Annotated in this window: 12 protein-coding genes; 10 read left to right on the top strand and 2 right to left on the bottom strand. The window is 62.4% G+C overall.

The features are described from left to right. Positions 1–119 precede the first annotated feature (119 nt). Complete coding sequence (locus KY084_RS00120) at positions 120–317, top strand: YdcH family protein (RefSeq protein WP_219236743.1); 198 nt, start codon at positions 120–122, stop codon at positions 315–317. A gap of 85 nt (positions 318–402) precedes the next feature. Continuing rightward, positions 403–867 (top strand): DUF1465 family protein, encoded by a 465-nt coding sequence (locus tag KY084_RS00115; protein ID WP_219236413.1) that lies wholly within the window; start codon positions 403–405, stop codon positions 865–867. 10 nt (positions 868–877) lie between these two features. Here KY084_RS00115 and KY084_RS00110 read toward each other — a convergent pair whose 3' ends face one another. Continuing rightward, positions 878–1,837: an NAD(P)H-dependent flavin oxidoreductase gene (locus KY084_RS00110; RefSeq protein WP_219236412.1), complete on the bottom strand. Its 960-nt coding sequence runs from the start codon at positions 1,835–1,837 to the stop codon at positions 878–880. Positions 1,838–1,857: 20 nt separating this feature from the next. Next, positions 1,858–2,394 (bottom strand): gamma carbonic anhydrase family protein, encoded by a 537-nt coding sequence (locus KY084_RS00105; protein WP_219236411.1) that lies wholly within the window; start codon positions 2,392–2,394, stop codon positions 1,858–1,860. A gap of 220 nt (positions 2,395–2,614) precedes the next feature. Here KY084_RS00105 and KY084_RS00100 point away from each other — a divergent pair, with 220 nt between their 5' ends. From KY084_RS00100 to treY, 8 genes are all read left to right on the top strand, one after another. Continuing rightward, positions 2,615–2,899, top strand: a complete 285-nt coding sequence (locus KY084_RS00100) for a DUF2934 domain-containing protein (RefSeq protein ID WP_219236410.1) — start codon at positions 2,615–2,617, stop codon at positions 2,897–2,899. Positions 2,900–2,982: 83 nt separating this feature from the next. Further along, the gene (locus KY084_RS00095; RefSeq protein ID WP_219236409.1) at positions 2,983–6,054 is read left to right on the top strand and encodes an alpha-1,4-glucan--maltose-1-phosphate maltosyltransferase; all 3,072 of its coding nucleotides are present in this window, start codon (positions 2,983–2,985) and stop codon (positions 6,052–6,054) included. Then, entirely contained in the window at positions 6,051–9,284 is a 3,234-nt protein-coding gene (gene treS / locus KY084_RS00090; RefSeq protein ID WP_219236408.1) for a maltose alpha-D-glucosyltransferase, read from the top strand. The genes KY084_RS00095 and treS overlap by 4 nt, the downstream gene beginning before the upstream one ends. Continuing rightward, on the top strand, positions 9,281–11,479 hold the full coding sequence (gene glgB / locus KY084_RS00085) for a 1,4-alpha-glucan branching protein GlgB (RefSeq protein WP_219236407.1): 2,199 nt from the start codon (positions 9,281–9,283) through the stop codon (positions 11,477–11,479). Before treS ends, glgB begins: the two co-directional genes overlap by 4 nt. After that, entirely contained in the window at positions 11,476–13,584 is a 2,109-nt protein-coding gene (gene glgX, locus KY084_RS00080; protein WP_219236406.1) for a glycogen debranching protein GlgX, read from the top strand. Before glgB ends, glgX begins: the two co-directional genes overlap by 4 nt. Further along, positions 13,581–15,290 (top strand): malto-oligosyltrehalose trehalohydrolase, encoded by a 1,710-nt coding sequence (gene treZ, locus KY084_RS00075; protein WP_219236405.1) that lies wholly within the window; start codon positions 13,581–13,583, stop codon positions 15,288–15,290. The genes glgX and treZ overlap by 4 nt, the downstream gene beginning before the upstream one ends. Further along, positions 15,287–17,275 (top strand): 4-alpha-glucanotransferase, encoded by a 1,989-nt coding sequence (malQ, locus tag KY084_RS00070; RefSeq protein WP_219236404.1) that lies wholly within the window; start codon positions 15,287–15,289, stop codon positions 17,273–17,275. Before treZ ends, malQ begins: the two co-directional genes overlap by 4 nt. Further along, a complete protein-coding gene (treY, locus tag KY084_RS00065) occupies positions 17,272–19,737 on the top strand; it encodes a malto-oligosyltrehalose synthase (protein ID WP_219236403.1) in 2,466 nt (821 codons plus the stop codon). Before malQ ends, treY begins: the two co-directional genes overlap by 4 nt. Positions 19,738–19,800 lie beyond the last annotated feature (63 nt).

Raw genomic sequence — 19,800 nt, 5'->3', positions numbered from 1 at the left:
CTTCGTCCAGTTGGGGGATCGATTAAACCACGCTTCGCGAGGAAAGTCGCGCGGCAAGATTGATCGTCACGATGATCCGTGCAGAAACGGTTACCAGATGCATCCGGGAGATTGCGAGGGTGAGTGAGGAGGAATTGCGTCGGCGGCTGGAGCAGCTTCGTATCGCCCATCGCGATCTGGATGCAGCGATCGACGCCATCGTCGCCACCGGCGCGCCCGACCAACTTCGCATCGCCCGGCTGAAGCGGCAGAAGCTGCGTTTGCGCGATGATATCGCGATGATCGAGGATCAGATCATCCCCGACATCATCGCCTGACGGCAACCGGTCCGATTTGGGACGGCGACGCCTTTGCGCAATTTTACCGGTTCCGCTTTTCGCGCAGTTCTGGCAATTAAATAGCATGCACGAGCCGGAAGCGACCGCGCGGATTCACCGCCGTCTGATCGATTCACTCTATACCGAGGCGATGCTGCTTGCCGATGAAGCGCGCGCCTATTTCGATGAGGTCGGCAGGGAGGAGCGGCACGGTCTGGACCCGATGGCGCGGGTGACGTTTTCGTGCGAATCGCTGAAAGTCACCACGCGATTGATGCACATCATCGCATGGCTGCTGACCCAGCGCGCGGTACTGGTCGGCGAACTGGCCGAACGCGACGCGCTTGATCCATCGCGGCGGCTGGGTGCAGCACCGCAGAGCGACATGGAGGCGGTGTACCGGATGCCCGAAACCGCGCGTCGTCTGGTGTTCGCCAGCATGGACTTGCATCGCCGGGTCGCTATTCAAGATGCGGCACAGGCTGGCGAAATGGACAATATGCGAAGCCCGGCCCGCGCGATGATGGACCGCCTCAACCACGCATTCTGAGCAAGGGCGATCAGCTGGCGATCCGCGTCTGGGCAGCGCGATATTCGGTTTCCAGCTTGGCGACCATATCGGCGACGGGCGAAACCTTTTCGATCAGGCCGATACCCTGTCCGGCTCCCCAGATGTCGCGCCACGCCTTTTTGGCGGAATTGCCGCCCGACCCGAAATCCATCTTGCTGGGATCGCTTTCGGGAAGATGGTCGGGATCAAGCCCCGCTTTCTCGATCGAGGAACGGAGGTAATTGCCGTGCACGCCGGTGAACAGGTTCGTGTAGACGATATCGTCGGCATGGCCTTCGACAATGCCCTGTTTGTAATCGGGCGTGGCATTGGCCTCCTCCGCCGCAATGAAGACCGACCCCATATAGGCAAGGTCCGCGCCCATCGCTCGCGCGGCCAGTACCGCGCCGCCATTGCCGATCGCGCCCGACAGGATAATCGGCCCGTCGAACCAGGCGCGCACTTCCTGAACAAAGGCGAGCGGGTTCAGCTTGCCCGCATGTCCGCCCGCCCCGGCCGCGACGAGGATCAGGCCATCGGCGCCCTTTTCAACCGCCTTGTGCGCGAATTTGTCGTTGATGACGTCGTGCAGGGTAATGCCGCCCCAACCATGCACCGCCTGATTGACTTCTTCGCGCGCGCCGAGCGAGGTGATGACGATAGGCACCTGCCATTTGGCGCAGGTTTCCATATCCGCCTGAAGCCGGTCGTTGGAGCGGTGAACGATCTGATTGACCGCGAAGGGCGCCGCCGGCCTGTCAGGATTGTCGCGGTTCCACTGCGACAGTTCTTCGGTAATCCGGTGAAGCCATTCGTCGAGCTGGCTTTGCGGCCGGGCGTTTAGCGCCGGAAAAGAGCCGACAATGCCTGCCTTGCACTGGGCGATTACCAGTTCAGGCCCCGATACGATGAACATCGGCGAGGCAATGACCGGAAGGCGAAGCGTATCGAAGATCGGGGGAAGGGCCATAATGCGTTTCTTACCGAAACCTATTGCGCTGTCCAGTCGATGCGTTTCAGCCCCGTCGCACATTTTCGCGCCTTTTCGACATAATGCGCGGCGGACAGTTTGAGCATCGTGGCGGCATTGTCGTCCAGCTTCTTCACCGCGCGCGCGGGACTGCCGAGGATCAGGCTGCCCGGTTCGAACGTCTTGCCCTCGGTCACCAGCGCGCCCGCGCCGATAATGCAGTCATGCGGGATGACGGCATGGTTCAGGATGATCGCGCCCATGCCCACCAGCACCCGGTCGTGCAGCGTACAGCCATGAAGGACGGCATGATGGCCCACCGTGCAGTCCTCGCCCAGCGTGAGCGGGACGCCCGCATCCGAATGAAGCATCGCGCTTTCCTGAATATTGGTGCGCGCCCCGATAATCATCGGGGTATTGTCCCCGCGGATGCACGCGCCGAACCACACGCTTGCGCTGTCGCCCAGTCGGACATCGCCGATCAGGTCGGCGCTTGGCGCGACCCACGCGTTTTCCGCGAGGACGGGGCATTGTCCTTCGAGTTCGTAGAGCGGCATCAATCTTCTCCTCATTCCTGCGGCGGAGGTTTCCCCGACAAATCCTGTCGCGCCGTTGTCGCGCTGCGCCGTGCGGGCGGCAAGTGCGGTTGTCATAAGCAAAAAATAGCGCACGCCGCCGATCGGCACGGCACCTTTTGCCGCGCGGCGCATTGATCTGATGTCGCCGGATGGATTTTCGACCCGGCGACATGCAGCGATCGATGAAGGCGAGGGGTAGATGACGCAAGGCGACGAACTGGAACAGCGTATCCGTGACCGGGCCTATGCCATCTGGCAGGAAGAAGGCGAACCACACGGCCGATCCGAAGAGCATTGGGCGAAAGCGCGAGCTGAATTCGAGAATGCGGTTGCCAAGGGTGCGAAATCCCCGCCGAAATCGCGTGCCCCCGAAGCGCCGGCGAAGCCCGTAAAGGCGAAATCTGCACATAAAAAGGCGGCAACATCCAAGCCCGCCACCACAGCCGCGCCGAAACGTAAAACGCGCGTCCAGACGAAGGATTGACCGGCCTTCCGCGCTCGCGCCGGGCGGAGAGAGCCCCGACGCGTCCCCCCAATCTTTTCGCATCAGCCAATCGGGAGCCGATATTGCCTTCCTTTCCCCAACGCATTGTCTCAGCGCCGTCGTTCGCGATCGACGGTGAGCGTTTTGAAAAAGTGGTCGAGGCATCGGGCGCGCAAGCGATCCTTCTTGGCGAGCGAATTTCGCTGTTTGGCGACGAGGCCAGGACGTTGATCGACCAGCTGAGCGGTGTTGCAGAGCGGGTCCCTGCGGTGATGATCGATGTCGATCCGACGCGCTTTCCGCTCGATCACTCGCTGGTACAATCGCACCCTGAATTGTTCGCGATTCGCCGGACGGCGGGGGCGGGCGCCATCGTCGATCCGCGCCGAGCGATGCCAGCGACGGGGGAGGCGCTTGCCCGTTTGCGCGTACCCGACACGGCAGACCTGCTTGGCGAAGCGATTATCGAGCGGCTCGATGCGTTTATCGCCGCTGGTGCGCGCGGATTTCGGCTAAGCGCAGCCGAAAGGGTTAGTGTGGCGCTGATTGAGCGGCTTTCGTCTGCCATGGCGGACCGTGGCGTGTCGCTGATCGCTGGGCCGATGGCAGACCGGCAGGGCGGTGTCCGGCTTGCACATGCGGGACTTGACGCGCTTGTCAGTTCCTATGGGTGGTGGGATCTGAGTGCTTCCTGGATGGTAGAAGAGGTCGAGGCGCTTCGCGAGGCCGCGCCGTTGATTGCCGAGTTTTCCTCTGACCACCCCCGGGCGGAAGCTGCGCTCACGCTGCTGCCGATCGCGGCGGATGGTGCGATTATCCCGATCGAATGGACTGAAAGCGATACCCGGTTGAGAGCAGTGCGCGGCGCGTTCTCGGCGTTCGACACCGTTTCGCCCATACGCGGCGCGTTGCGTCAGGCGAGTGCGCCGGGCGACGCGATAACCGTGCTGGTGCGTGCCGAAAGCAGTGACCCTCGTCAGGCGGGTACGTCCATTGTCGGATTGGTCTGCAATGCGCAATCGGACCAGCCGATTCCCGCTGCGGCGGCGCTGCTGCAATCGGCTGGCGGCTTTTCGGGGACCTTCACTGGATCGGACGGCGGCGAGGCTTCGTCAACGCTGCGTGCGGGAGAGGCATGTCTGTTGCGCGCGCATGCGACCTCGGCGATCACCCCCTCGGCGGCGGCGCGCGGCGATGCCATGGCAGCGAGGACTTGGCCTCGGCTGGTAATCGACGCGGTGACGCCGCGTGTCGAGGGCGGCGATTTTGTGGTGAAGCGCGTGGTCGGCGATCTGGTGACGGTTGAAGCGGATGTCTTTGCCGACGGGCACGAGCAACTTGCAGCCGAATTGCAATGGCGCGGCGCTGACGAAAGTGAATGGCGGCGGGTTCGCATGGACGCGCTGGGCAACGATCGGTGGCGGGCGACCTTTGTGCCCGATCGATTGGGCGCGCATGTGTTCCGTGTCGTGGGATGGCTCGACCGGTTCAGCGGGTTCACGCGCGATTTCCGTAAAAAGCTGATCGCAGGCGTTGCGCAGCCGGTGGATTATAGTGAGGGGTTGGCGCTGATAGGCGGTGCTGCGGAACGCGCGCCGGCAGCGCTTGGTAAAGAATTGCAGGCACTGGTCGAGCGGATCGAGCAGGTGGACGCCGACAGTCAGGCGGAACTGCTGCTTGATCATGAAACCGCGCGGCTGATGGATCAGGCCGATGACCGGCCGCACACGCATTCCTCGCCGGAGCAGCGGCTCGATGCCGAACGGCTCGCGGCGCGTTTTTCAAGCTGGTACGAACTCTTTCCCCGTTCGATGACCGACGACAAGGCGCGGCACGGCACCTTTGTCGATGTCCTCGACCGGTTGCCCGCTATCCGCGACATGGGGTTCGACACATTATATTTCCCGCCGATTCATCCGATCGGCAAGACGAACCGCAAGGGGCCGAACAACACGCTGACGCCCGGACCCGATGATCCGGGAAGCCCCTATGCGATCGGCAGCGAATATGGCGGCCATGATGCGATCCACCCCGAACTCGGCAGTTTCGAGGATTTCGACCGCCTGATCGCCGTCGCGCATGAACATGGGTTGGAGATCGCGCTCGACTTCGCGATCCAGTGCGCCCCCGATCATCCCTGGTTGAAGGAACATCCCGGCTGGTTTGCATGGCGGCCCGACGGCAGCATGAAATATGCTGAAAACCCGCCCAAGAAATACCAGGACATCGTCAATGTCGACTTCTACGGCCCGGATGCGGTTCCCGCTCTGTGGATCGCGCTTCGCGATGTTGTGCTGCTATGGGTCGATCACGGCGTAAAGACGTTTCGCGTCGACAATCCGCACACCAAGCCGCTGCCGTTCTGGGAATGGATGATTGCCGAAGTCCGCGCGGAGCATCCCGACGTGATCTTCCTTGCCGAGGCGTTCACCCGGCCGACAATGATGTATCGCCTTGCCAAGGTGGGATTTTCGCAAAGCTACACCTATTTCACATGGCGCGATACGAAGCATGACCTGATCGAATATATTACCGAACTGACGACGACCGCGCCCAAGGAATTCTACCGGCCGCATTTCTTCGTCAACACGCCAGATATCAATCCATCTTTCCTACAAAATTCGGGAAGGGCGGGTTTTCGTATTCGGGCAGTGCTGGCCGCGACCCTCTCGGGACTGTTCGGCGTCTATTCGGGGTTCGAACTGTGCGAAAGCGCGCCGCTCGCGCCGGGCAAGGAAGAATATCTCGACAGCGAAAAGTACGAAATCCGGCCGCGCGATTACGAAGCGCCGGGCAATATCATCGCCGACATCACGACGCTCAATCGGCTGCGGCGCGCCTATCCGGCATTGCAGACCCATCTCAACACGCAATTCCATCCGGCATATGACGACAATATCATCTGGTATGCAAAACCCGCGGCTGATGGCGGGTCGATGATCATGGTGATGGTCAATCTGGATCCGCACCATGTGCACGAATGCGATTTCGAAGTGCCGTTGTGGAAGTTCGGCCTGTCGGACGATGCCGGCGTCGCAGTGGAGGACCTGGCCGAGGGCCACCGTTTCACCTGGCACGGCAAGACCCAGCATATTCGCATCGCGCCCGATGAACCCTATCGCATCTGGCGGATCGCACCGGAGATGACGGCATGAACGCCCCCGAAACGATGCCCGCAACGATGAGCGCCACGTTCAGCCAGGCGGACGATCCGCAATGGTACAAGGATGCGGTGATCTATCAGGTTCATGTGAAGTCCTTTTTCGACGCCAATGACGACGGTATCGGGGATTTCGCGGGGCTGATGCGAAAGCTGGATTATATCGCCGATCTGGGCGTCACCGCGATCTGGTTGCTTCCCTTTTATCCCAGCCCGCGCCGGGACGACGGCTATGACATTGCCGAATATCGCGACGTCAGTCCCGATTACGGCACGATGGACGAGGTGCGCGCCTTTATCGACGCGGCGCATGATCGCGGCATCCGTATCATCACCGAACTGGTCATCAACCACACGTCCGACCAGCATCCCTGGTTTCAGGCCGCGCGCAAGGCGCCGCCGGGAAGTCCGGAACGCGATTTCTACGTCTGGTCGGACAATGACCAGCTATATTCGGGTACGCGGATCATTTTCCTCGACACCGAAAAATCGAACTGGTCTTGGGATGAGGAAGCGCGCGCCTTTTACTGGCACCGCTTTTATTCGCACCAGCCCGACCTCAATTTCGATAATCCGGCGGTGTTAAAGGAAGTTCTGTCGGTCATGCATTTTTGGCTCGACGCCGGGATCGACGGGCTTCGCCTCGATGCCATTCCCTATTTGATCGAGCGCGATGGCACCTCGAATGAGAATCTTTCCGAAACGCACGATGTCCTGAAGAAAATCCGCGCCGATCTCGATGCGCATTATCCCGGCCGGATGCTGCTGGCAGAGGCCAATATGTGGCCCGAGGATACGCAAGCCTATTTCGGCGAAGGCGATGAATGCCATATGGCGTTCCACTTTCCGCTGATGCCACGCATGTACATGGCGGTCGCGCAGGAGGATCGCTTTCCGATCACCGACATCATGCGTCAGACCCCGGACATTCCCGAAGCCGCGCAATGGGCGATCTTCCTTCGCAACCATGACGAACTGACGCTGGAAATGGTGACCGACGCCGAGCGCGATTACCTTTGGAATACTTATGCCGCGGACCGGCGCGCGCGGATCAATCTGGGCATTCGCCGCCGTCTGGCGCCATTGATGGAGCGCGACCGGCGTCGGATCGAACTGATGCACGCGCTGCTGCTCACCATGCCGGGAACGCCGGTGCTCTATTATGGTGATGAGATCGGGATGGGCGACAATGTCTTCCTCGGCGATCGCGACGGGGTCCGGACCCCGATGCAATGGTCGGTCGATCGCAATGGCGGCTTTTCGCGCGCCGATCCGCCGACGCTCGCGCTGCCGCCGATCATGGACCCGGTCTATGGCTATCAGGCGGTGAACGTGGAGGCGCAGGAACGCGACCGCCATTCGCTGCTCAACTGGCTGAAGCGGATGCTGGCCGTTCGCGGTGCGCACAGCGCCTTCGGGCGCGGCGCGCAGCGTTTCCTTCGCCCCGCCAACCGTAAGGTACTCGCTTATCTTCGCGAATATGACGGGGAGACCATTTTGTGCGTCGCGAACCTGTCGCGTACTGCACAGGCAGTCGAACTGAACCTGCACGAATTCGCCGGTCGCACGCCGGTCGAGATGTCGGGCGAAGAAGCCTTTCCGAAGATCGGGCAGCTCCCCTATCTGCTCACCCTGCCGCCCTATGGCTTTTCCTGGTTCATGCTGTCGGAAGAAGCTGCGGCCCCGGACTGGGCCAGCGCTGCGCCGGGGGATGCGGTCGAACGATACACCTTTGTGTTACGACCCGAATTGAGCGACATCGCGCTTGGCGCCAATCGCGGCGTTCTTGAGAATGACGTTCTGCCCGATTATGTGGGCGAGCGCCGCTGGTTCGGTGCAAAGGACGAAGCGATTACGCGCGTCACGCTGAACCGCGCGACCCCGCTTCCGCATTCGGATGACCTGTTGCTCGGCGAAATCTCGGTCGCGACCGATGGGGGCGAGGCGACCTATATGCTGCCCTTCGGCATCGCATGGGAAGGCGAACAGCATGGCCGGTTCGCATCGAACCTGGCGATTGCGCGGGTCAGGCGGGGGCGCAATGTCGGTCTGCTGACCGACGGATTTGCGCTTTCGTCCTTTGCCGATGCCGTTTTCACCGCAATGCGTGAAGAGACTATGGTCCCGGTCGAGGGTGGCGAAATCCGCTTCGCTGCCGAAGGTGCTTTCGATGTCGATCCGGGCGACGAGGCCGAATGGATCGCCGCCGAACAGTCGAACAGCACCATGATCGTCGGGCACAAGGCGGTGTTGAAACTGCTGCGAAAGGTCGCGCCGGGCATTCATCCTGATGTGGAAATGGTCCGCTATCTCACCAAACAGGGGTTCGCCAACGTGCCGCCCATCATGGGCACCGTTGTGCGCAGCGATCAGGACGAACGTACACTGCTGATGCTGGCGCAACGCTTTGTCTATAATCAGGGCGATTGCTGGCAATGGATGCTGGGTGCGCTGGAACGTGCGGCGAGCGATGCCGAAGCCAGTTTCGCCAATGCGGAGGATTTCGCCGGTAACACCGGTCGCCGTCTGGCCGAAATGCACGCGCTTCTGGCAAAAGACAGCGACGATCCTTCATTCGCGCCGGTGGCGATGACCGCTGAGGAGGCGACGCGTCTTGGCGAACGGGTGACGGCGCAATTCGACGATGCTTTGGCCCGGCTGAAGAGCAACGAACGGCTTGATGAAGCGCAAACGGCGGGCGTGGAATTTCTGTCCGAACACCGCGATGCCCTTGCGCAGCGTATCGACGGGCTGGCCGGAGAGGCCGTCGGGCGGCAGCGCACGCGTATTCATGGCGACCTGCATCTGGGCCAGATACTGGTCGCCGGGAACGAGGCGATGTTCATCGATTTCGAAGGCGAACCCGCGCGTCCGATCGCCGAGCGCCGTGCCAAGGACCTGGCGCTTCGCGACGTGGCGGGCCTGCTCCGCTCGCTCGACTATGCAGCGTCGGTCGCCGAGCGCGACCTGCCCGCCGCCGCCGAACCGTGGGGCGAGCAGGCGGGACAGGCGATCGCCCAATTTCGCGAACGCACGATCGCTGCGTTCAACACCGGATATTTCGGGGAGGGCGCGGCCCCGGACCCGCTGCTCGACCTCTTCCTGCTGGAAAAGGCGGCGTATGAGGTCGGCTATGAAGCCGCCAACCGCCCCGACTGGATCGGCGTGCCCGCAACCGCACTTGCGCAGGTTGCCGCCCGGCTGATCGGAAAGGAACTGCCATGACCGCGCACGACACTTTATTCGCCGGTGCCGCATCGGCGCTGCTGGAAGGACGGCTCGACGATCCGTTCGCCTTTCTCGGCCCGCATGGCGAAGGGGCGGAGCGCGTCGTCCGCACGTTTCAGCCGGGTGCCGAGGCGGTCGCGATGATCGGCCCGGATGGCGCCGTAATTGCCGATATGGAGGAGGTCGCGCCCGGCATGTTTGTCGGGCCACCGGGCGATCAAGGACGCTATCGGCTGCGTATCGCATGGCCCGGCGGTGTGGTGCAGGAGGTGGAGGACGCCTATTCCTTCGGCACGGTGGTCGGCGATCTCGATCTGCACCTTTTTGCGGAAGGCCGTCATTTCGATCTGGCGCGCGCACTGGGGGCAAACCTGCGCGTCATGGATGGGGTGGCAGGTGTCGCGTTCGCCGTATGGGCTCCGAATGCAAAACGCGTGTCGGTCGTCGGCGATTTCAACAGCTGGGACGGGCGCAGACACCCGATGCGGCTTCGCCATGGTGCAGGGGTGTGGGAATTGTTCCTGCCCGGACTAGGCGTGGGCGAACGATACAAGTTCGAAATTGCGGGCGCCCATGGCGGGCTGGTGCAAAAGGCCGATCCGCTCGCCCGTCAGACCGAGAAGCCGCCTGAAACCGCGTCGGTGGTTGCCGCCGACCCGGATTTCCGCTGGACCGACGAAGACTGGATGGCCGAACGCGGCGCGCGCCACGGTGTCGATGCACCCATCACAATTTATGAGGTTCATGCCGGATCGTGGATGGCCGCGACCGGCGAGCAGGGTGGATCGCTTGACTGGGCGGGAATGGCCGACCGATTGATCCCCTACGTTGCCGAAATGGGCTTCACCCATGTCGAGCTGCTGCCGATCATGGAGCACCCGTTCGGCGGGTCCTGGGGATATCAGCCGCTGTCGCAATTCGCGCCCTCCGCACGGTTCGGCACGCCGGAGGATTTCGCGCGCTTTGTCGACGCTGCGCACCGGGCGGGCGTTGGTGTGATCCTTGATTGGGTTCCGGCGCACTTTCCCACCGACGTGCATGGACTGGCGACGTTCGACGGCACGCATCTGTATGAACATGCCGACCCGCGCGAGGGGTTTCATCAGGACTGGAACACGTTGATCTATAATCTGGGTCGGCGCGAGGTATCGGGGTTCCTTCTGGCTTCCGCGCTGTGGTGGCTCGAAACCTTCCATATCGACGGGCTTCGTGTCGATGCGGTGGCGTCGATGCTGTACCGCGATTACAGCCGCAAGGCGGATGAGTGGGTGCCCAATATTTATGGCGGGCGCGAGAACCTGGAATCGGTGGCGTTCCTTCAGCACATGAATGCGGTGGTCGCCGAACGCTGCCCCGGCGCAATGACGATCGCAGAGGAATCCACCGCATGGCCTGGCGTGACAACGCCGGTTCCCGACGGTGGCCTTGGCTTTTCATACAAATGGAACATGGGCTGGATGCACGATTCGCTGCAATATATCGAGCATGACCCCGTGCATCGGCGCTGGCATCATGACGAACTGAGCTTCAGCATCGTCTATGCCTATTCCGAAAAGTTCGTGCTGCCGATCAGTCATGACGAGGTGGTCCACGGCAAGGGATCGCTGCTCGGCAAGATGCCGGGCGATGACTGGCGCAAGCGCGCGAACCTGCGGGCCTATCTGTCATTCATGTGGACACATCCGGGCAAGAAGCTGCTCTTCATGGGCTGCGAACTGGGACAGCCGGGTGAGTGGAATCATGACGAACCGCTTCCTTGGGGCCTGCTCGACAATCCCGATCATGCCGGCATCCAGCGGCTCGTGCGCGATCTGAACTGTGTATATGGCGAGGAGCCGGCACTGCATGCGCGCGACAGCGATCCGCGCGGCTTTACATGGATTGTCGGCAACGACGCCGACAATTCAGTGTTCACCTTTGCCCGTTTCGGCGACGGCGATGCCGCGCCGGTTGTAGTGATGCTGAACCTCACCCCCGAACCGCGCACCGGATATTGCACGGGGATGCCGCGCGTCGGCTTCTGGAAGGAAATCTTCAACAGCGACGCCGAACTATATGGCGGCAGTAACATGGGCAATGGCGGTGGCGTCACGGCGGCTGAGGAGCCCGCCCATGGTCAGCCCGCTAGCGCTGTCGTCACCCTGCCGCCACTGGCCGCGGTTGTTCTGCGTTTCGAAGAGGTGCGTTCTTGACCCAGTTTCCCGACCGCCTTTCCGGCGGCTCACCCTATCCGCTGGGCGCTACGTTCGACGGTTTGGGCGTCAACTTCGCCGTCTTTTCCGCGAACGCCGAAATGATCGAGCTGTGCATTTACGATCCGACCGGGCGGCGGGAGATTGCTCGGTTCGAACTGCCTGAATGGACCGACGAGGTCTGGCACGGCTATCTTCCCGATGCCCGGCCGGGCCTTTTGTACGGCTATCGTGCGCATGGCCGCTATGCGCCTGAGGAGGGGCACAGGTTCAATCCACATAAGCTGCTGATCGACCCCTATGCCCGCGAATTGTCGGGTCAGATCCGCTGGACCGATTCACTTCACGGCTATCGCCTTCGCTCGTCACGCAAGGATTTGAGCTTCGATCGGCGCGACAGCGCGGGATCGGTGCCAAAAAGCGTGGTGACGATGGATAATTTCGACTGGTCGGGCGACGTCAGGCCGCGCACGCCATGGTCGGAAACGGTGATCTATGAAGCGCATGTAAAGGGACTGACAAAGCTGATGCAGGATGTCGCGCCGGGCGAACGCGGCACGTTCACCGGTCTGTCGCATCCGCGTGTGATCGATCATTTGAAAAAACTGGGGGTGACCGCGGTCGAACTGCTTCCGGTTCACGCCTTTGCGCAGGACCAGTTTTTGCAGGAAAAGCGGCTGCACAATTATTGGGGCTATTCGACGCTCGGCTTTTTCGCGCCCGAACGCCGATATCTGGCGAATGGCGACGCCAATGATTTCCGCATGACGGTGCGCCAGTTGCACGCGGCGGGGATCGAGGTCATTCTCGACGTGGTCTACAACCACACCTGCGAAGGCAGCGAACTTGGCCCCACGCTATCGTGGCGCGGGCTGGACAACGCGACCTATTACCGGTTGCAGCAGGACAATCCGCGCTACTGCGTCAACGATACCGGCACGGGTAATACGATGAACCTGTCGCGTGCGCGGGTAATCCAGATGGTGGCCGATTCGCTACGCTATTGGGCGACGTCGTTCGGGGTGGACGGGTTTCGGTTCGACCTTGGCCTGACGCTGGGGCGCACCGATCATGGTTTCGATCCCGGCGCGGGTTTTTTCGACGTGCTGCGACAGGACCCCGTTCTTGGCCAGTTGAAGCTGATTACCGAGCCATGGGATATCGGCCTTGGCGGCTATGCGCTGGGCGGCTTCCCACCGGGCTTTGCTGAATGGAACGACAAATATCGTGACACGGTGCGCCGCTACTGGCGCGGCGATCCGGCGCAGCGCGGCGAACTGGCCGCGCGCCTGTCGGGGTCGGGCGACCTGTTCGACCGGCGGGCGCGTCGCCCATGGGCAAGCGTGAATTATCTTGCCAGCCATGACGGCTACCCGCTTGCCGATATCACCGCCTATGAGCAGCGTCATAACGAGGCGAACGGCGAAGATAATCGCGACGGCCATGGCGAGAATTTCTCGCGCAACTGGGGCGCGGAAGGTTCCACGGACGATGCCGGAATCAACGCCGTGCGTGCGCGGGTTCGCCGATCGATGCTGGTCACGCTCTTTTCCTCGCTCGGCACGCCGATGCTGCTGGCGGGCGATGAATTCGGACGAAGCCAGGGCGGCAACAACAACGCCTATTGTCAGGATAATGAGATAAGCTGGCTCGACTGGGAGCAGCTTGAAACCGACGAAGGCAGGGCGCTGTTCGAATTTACCCGACGCGCGATCGCGCTTCGCAAGCAATACACCATGCTGCGCGCTCCGATGTTCCTGTACGGCGAGGATTCACCGGGGCATGGGGTGAACGATATCGAATGGTTCGACGAACGCGGCGAACAACTGTCGATCGACGATTGGAATAATCCCGAAGGCCGGGCGCTTGCGATGCGGCGGGCGATCCGCCTTGACGACGGGCGGGTCGAGGCGCTGACATTGTTGTTAAACGCGTCCGAGGAGGAACTGGCGTTTCAGCTGCCCCCCGCACCCGATGTTCCGCGCACGGTGTTGCTGGACAGCGCAAGGCCCGAAGCCGAACCGTTCGAAATCGAACATCGCTATGACGTGGCCGGGCATGGCGCGGTGCTGGTCAGCTGGACGACACAGGACGATCGGGGATGACCCGCTGGGGGACCCAACCGCTTTCCGACGGCCTAACGCGCTTTCGGCTGTGGGTGCCCGATCGCGAAGAGGTGACGCTGCTTCGCGAGGGCGAAGCGCCGGCGGCGATGACGCGGGACGCCAATGGCTGGTTCTCGGTCGACGCGGACGCGCCAGCGGGGACGCGCTACCGTTTCGACCTTGGCGATATTCAGGTGCCCGACCCAGCGTCGCGGGCCCAGTCTGGCGGCGTTCATGGCTGGAGCGTGGTGACCGATCCGCACGGCCATCACTGGCGCAGCGATGCATGGCGCGGGCGGCCCTGGTGCGAAGCGGTGATCGAGGAAGTACACGCCGGTGCCGAGGGTGGGTTCGACGCGCTTCGCGAACGATTGCCGGAGATCGCGGATATGGGGATCACCGCGATCGAACTGATGCCGGTTGCCGCGTTTTCGGGATCGCGAAACTGGGGCTATGACGGCGTACTGCCCTATGCCCCTGCCGAAAGCTATGGGACGCCCGATGCGCTGAAGGCGCTTATCGACCGGGCGCACGGCCTGGGCCTGATGGTGTTTCTGGACGTGGTTTATAACCATTTCGGCCCGGACGGAAATTATCTGGGTGCCTATGCGAGCGGCTTTTTCAATCCCGATCGCAATACGCCATGGGGTGCGGGAATCGATTTCGACGCCGAACACGTCCGCCGCTTTTTTATCGACAATGCGCGAATGTGGATCGAAGAGTATCGCTTCGACGGACTTCGCTTCGATGCGGTTCATGCGATCGGGGACGACGGGTTTCTGGATGCCATGGCCGCCGAATTGCGCGAGGCGGCAGGTGACCGACATCTTCACCTGATTCTGGAAAACGAACGCAACGATGCCGAGCGGTTGCGCCATGATCGCTATGACGCGCAGTGGAACGACGATTTCCATAACACGCTGCATGTTCTGCTGACCGGCGAGCGCGAGGCCTATTATGGCGATTTCGCCGACCGGCCGACCGACAAAATGGCGCGATGCCTGAACGAAGGATTTGTGTATCAGGGGGAAGGGTCGCCGAACCATGATGGCGCGCCGCGCGGATCGCCGAGCGGCGATCTTTCGCCCACAGCCTTTGTTTCCTTCCTGCAAAATCATGACCAGATCGGCAATCGCGCGATGGGCGAGCGGCTGACGGTGCTTGCCGATGCGGAAAAGCTGCGCGCCGCCACGGCGTTGCTGATTCTGTGCCCGCAAATCCCGATGCTGTTCATGGGCGATTATGCAGGAAGCGAGACGCCGTTTCTGTTTTTCACCGATTTTCACGATGAACTGGCGGACGCGGTTCGCGAGGGCAGGCGGCGGGAGTTTGCGCGCTTTGCGGCCTTTCAGGACGAAAGCGCGCGCGCTAAAATCCCCGACCCCAATGCGGCGGAAACCTTCGAAGCGTCGCGCCCGCGCCCCGGCCCCCAAAGCGCGGCATGGCAGGAGCTGTATCGCGCGCTGATCGCGCTTCGGCACGAGGTGATCGTCCCGCGGCTAGACAGCGCATCGGGGGCTGGCAGCGAAGTGCTGGGCGACGGGGCCGTAGTCGCGCGCTGGCGAATGGGCGATGGCGCATTACTGACTCTGGCCATCAATTTGGGGGACGCGCCGGTTTGCTTCCCAGAAGCTGGTGGCGAGGCAATTTTCACGCTTGGCAAAGCCGGCGATCCGGCTAGTTTTTCGGCGTGGGTAACGCCATGACGCCGCTGTACCGTCTGGCAATTGCCGCAGGGTTGCAAATCGATTGGGAGGACGCGGCTGGAAAGGCGCAGCGCGTTTCCGACAATTCGTTGCGGCGTATTCTGATTGCGCTGGGCCACCCGGCCGAAACCGATGTCGACATCGAGCGCAGCCTGACGGCAATCGAAATGCCGCACGGGCATGACTTCATCACCGCCGATGTCGGGGAAAGTTTCAGCATACCGGGGGATACAGGGCGCGAAATCGAGCTTGAGCTGGAGGACGGATATGCTTCACCGGTTTCAGTAAGCCGAACGGCACAAGGGCTGCGTATCGGCCCGATCATGGTTCCGGGCTATCACCGGCTTCACCTTGGCGGGCGCACGATCACACTGGCGATCGCGCCGGAGCGCTGTCCGGCAATTTCCGATTTCGCACCCGATCGGCGGGCATGGGGTGCGGCGGTGCAGGTTCCGGCGCTGCGCGATGAACAACCGCGCGCCTTTGGCGATTTCGCCTCGCTGGCATCGTCGGCGCGCGCGTTCGCGTCGAAAGGGGCCGACGCCATGGCGATTAGCCCGACCCATGCGCTATTCCCCGCCGATCCCTCGCGCTTCAGCCCCTATGCGCCGTCGAGCCGCCTGTTCCACAACATACTGTTTGGCGATCCGGCGCTTGCGGGTGGCGAAATACCTCCAACGGTCGGTGGCGACCTGATCGATTGGGAAGCGGCGGTTCCCGAACGGCTTGCGGCGCTTCGCACTGCCTTTGCCGGGCGAAGCGAGGCGATTGGGCGGGCGGTTTTTGACTATCGCAAACGCAGTGGGCGCGCGTTGGAGCGCCACGCGACCTTCGATGCGCTGCACACGCATTTCTTCGCGCAGGGCTCGCGCGGCTGGCAGGATTGGCCGAGCGCGTATCACGATCCCGACGGTGAAGCGGTTGCGGCGTTCGCCCGCGATCATGCGCACGAGATCGACTTTTACGCCTTTGCCCAATGGCTGGCGGAGGAAAGCCTGCAACGCGCGCAATCGAGCGCGCGCGATGCGGGAATGGCGATCGGGCTGATCTCTGATCTTGCGGTCGGGATGGACGGCGGAGGAAGCCATGCATGGAGCCGCCCGGAGGACTTGCTTACCGGGCTGTCGATCGGCGCGCCGCCGGACCCGCTGGGGCCGCAGGGGCAGGATTGGGGGATTGCCGGTTTTGCGCCAGACGCGTTGCGCCGAACCGGCTTTCGCGGTTTCATCGACACGCTGCGCGCCGCGATCGGCAGCACCGGCGGCATCCGGATCGATCATGTTCTTGGCCTGAGCCGCTTATGGGTGGTTCCGCATGGCGCGCGCTCGGCCGAGGGGGCATATCTCACCATGCCGCTGGACGATATGCTGCGCCTGATCGCGCTGGAAGCTACCCGTGCGAATGCAATCGTGATCGGAGAGGATCTGGGCACCGTACCAGAGGGGCTTCGCCCGAAACTGGCGCGGCGCGGGCTGATGGGCATGCGCGTATTGTGGTTTGAACGCGATGAGGACGGCGCCTTTCTTGCCCCGGATCGCTGGCAGGCGGATGCGGTCGCGATGACCGGTACGCACGACACGCCAACGGCGGCCGGTTGGTGGCAGGGCCGCGACATCGACTGGCGCGACAAGCTGGGCGCGACGCAGGCGGATAGCGCGAAAGCGCGCGAGGACCGCGCCGACGAACGCGATCGGCTGTGGCAGGCATTCAGCGATGCCGACATTGCCGAGGGGAGCGAACCCGAACCCACGGACGGCGCGGTGGTTGCCAATGCCGCGCTGGCCTTTGTCGGTGCGACGCCATGCAAGCTGGCAATCGTTCCGCTGGAGGATGTCGCCGCGCTGGTCGAGCAGCCCAACCTGCCCGGTACGACCGATGAACATCCCAACTGGCGCCGTCGCGCTCCGCAGCCGGCCGCCATGTTGCTCAACCGGCCGGATATTGCCGCGCGGGTCGAACGATTGAACAAGGAACGGCGCACATGATCCCCCGCGCAACCTATCGCCTGCAATTTCATCGTGATTTCACCTTTGCCGATGCACAGGCGCTGGTCCCCTATCTCGACAGGCTGGGCATCAGCCATGTTTATGCTTCCCCGATCACTACGGCGCGAAGCGGATCGACCCATGGCTATGATGTCGTCGATCCGACGCGGATTAATCCCGAACTGGGCGGAGAGGCAGCATTTCGTTCACTCGTCGCGACGCTTAGGGCGCGCGGTATGGGAATTATCATCGACATCGTTCCCAACCATATGGGTGTCGCCGGGGGAGAGAACGCCTGGTGGAACGATGTGCTGCGACGCGGCCGGGAAAGCGACTATGCCGATTTCTTCGACATTGACTGGCAAGAGAGACTGGTTCTGCCAATCCTCGGCGCGCCGTTGAAGGAAGTGCTGGCGGACGGACAGATACGCGTCGATAATGACGGCGATACCCCGTTTCTTTCTATTTACGGCGAACATCGCATCCCGATCCGGCCAGAGGATCATGCCGCGGCGCGATCGGTGGATGGAAGGGCTGTGCTATTCGAACTGATCGAACGGCAACATTACCGGCTTGCCTGGTGGCGCGCGGCGAACGACGAACTCAACTGGCGACGCTTTTTCACCATCAACGATCTGGCAGGGCTTCGGGTTGAGGATGCCGGCGTGTTCGAAGCGACACACGCGCTGTATTTCCGGCTGTTCGGCGAAGGAATGATCGACGGGGTGCGGATCGATCATATCGACGGGCTGAGCGATCCCGCCGCCTATCTGCATCGCCTGCGCGAACGGTTTGACGCCATTTCGCAGCGTGAGGGCAAGGCGGATGCGCCCGCTTATATTGTGGTCGAAAAGATCCTCGCCCCCGGCGAAGCGTTGCCGTCCGATTGGCCGATCGCGGGCACCAGCGGCTATGACTTCATGGCCGATGTGACGGCGCTGCTCCATGATCCGGCGGGTGAAGCGCCGCTGAGCCAGTTGTGGCAGGCGATGAGCGGTGCGGATGGCGATTTTCACGAAGCTGAACTTACGGCGCGCCGCGAAATGCTGTCCTGGGGGTTTTCGGGGCAGATCAACGGGTGCGTCGCCGCGTTCAAGGCACTCGCGGACAGTAGTGACGCGGGCGCGGGGATCACAAGCGCGATGCTGCGTCGTGCCATTGAACGGGCGATTTGGGTGTTCCCCGTCTATCGCACCTATGGCCCGGACGCGCCGCCAAGCGATGCCAGCGTGCGCGACACCGTTCGAGAGCGCGCGGCGCGCTTTACCCCGCCGGGCGAGGCACAAGTGCTCGACATGCTGCTCGAATGGCTGGCCGGCGAAGGGCAGGGGGACGCGACGCTGAGGAGCGAAGCCGTCCGGCGCTTCCAGCAATTATCGGCTCCGATCGCTGCCAAGGCGGTCGAGGATACCGCCTTTTACCGCTATGGCAGGCTTCTTTCGCTCAACGATGTCGGGTCCGATGCCGGTCGCTTTGGGATGACCCCGGACGCTTTTTTCGACACTGTCGCTGCGCGCGCCGAGCTTTTCCCCGACGCGATGCTGACCACCGCGACGCACGACCATAAGCGCGGCGAGGACAGCAGGGCGCGGCTTGCGGTTTTGAGTGAAGTGCCCGATTTGTGGCGTCAGCGCGTTGTGGGCTGGGAAAAGATGCTGGGGCAGTCGGGGAGCGACGTCACCCCCGCCGACCGGCTGATGCTGTATCAGGCGCTTTATGCGGCTATGCCCGACGGGCTTGCCAGCAACGATCGCGACGGGCTTTTGGCATTCGCAGATCGCGTTTCGGCATGGCAAATAAAGGCGCTTCGCGAAGGAAAGCGCCGCTCGTCCTGGGCCGCGCCGGACGAATCGTATGAGGCGCGCTGTACGGCGCTGATCGATGTGTTGCTCGATCCTGACCGTTCGAGCGAGTTTCTGACGGACCTTGGCGAGTTCATCGGCATGATGGCGGCCCCCGCATTGGCGGCGTCGCTGGCGCAGACGGGATTGCGCTGCCTGCTGCCCGGTATTCCTGATTGCTATCAGGGGGCCGAACTATCCGACCTCAGCATGGTCGATCCGGACAATCGCCGTCCGGTCGATTATGCCCTGCGGCAGGCGGTACTGGAGGGAGAAGCGCAAGCCCCCGGCGATGCCAAGCTGCATCTGATCCGAGACCTGCTGAATCTGCGCAGGGACCATGCCGATCTGTTCGCAAGCGGCGGGATGGAGCGGTTGGCGGTGCGCGGTCCGCGGGCGGGCCATGTGCTGGCCTTTTCACGGCATAACAGTGATCGGCGGCTGGTCGCCGCGGTCGCACTCCACCTGACGCCCGAATTGATCGGAAAGGCCGGGCCGGTGGCGGATTCCGGATGGTGGGGAGATACAATGATACTATCCCCCGGCGAGGAAACGCATCTGGCAAGCGCGATGTTTGAGAAACTACCCGTTTTTGCTTCGGTTGATATCGAGCAACGATAGCGGCCTGCTTGCGGGTGAGCATGGGCCTGATATAGTGGGACGATCTTAGCGATATATTTTCAA

Origin of the sequence: Stakelama flava (assembly GCF_019351405.1) — a bacterium.
GTDB lineage: Bacteria > Pseudomonadota > Alphaproteobacteria > Sphingomonadales > Sphingomonadaceae > Sphingomonas > Sphingomonas flava_A.
Note: the sequence above shows the minus strand (reverse complement) of the source record. Positions and strands in the feature narration are given on the sequence as shown.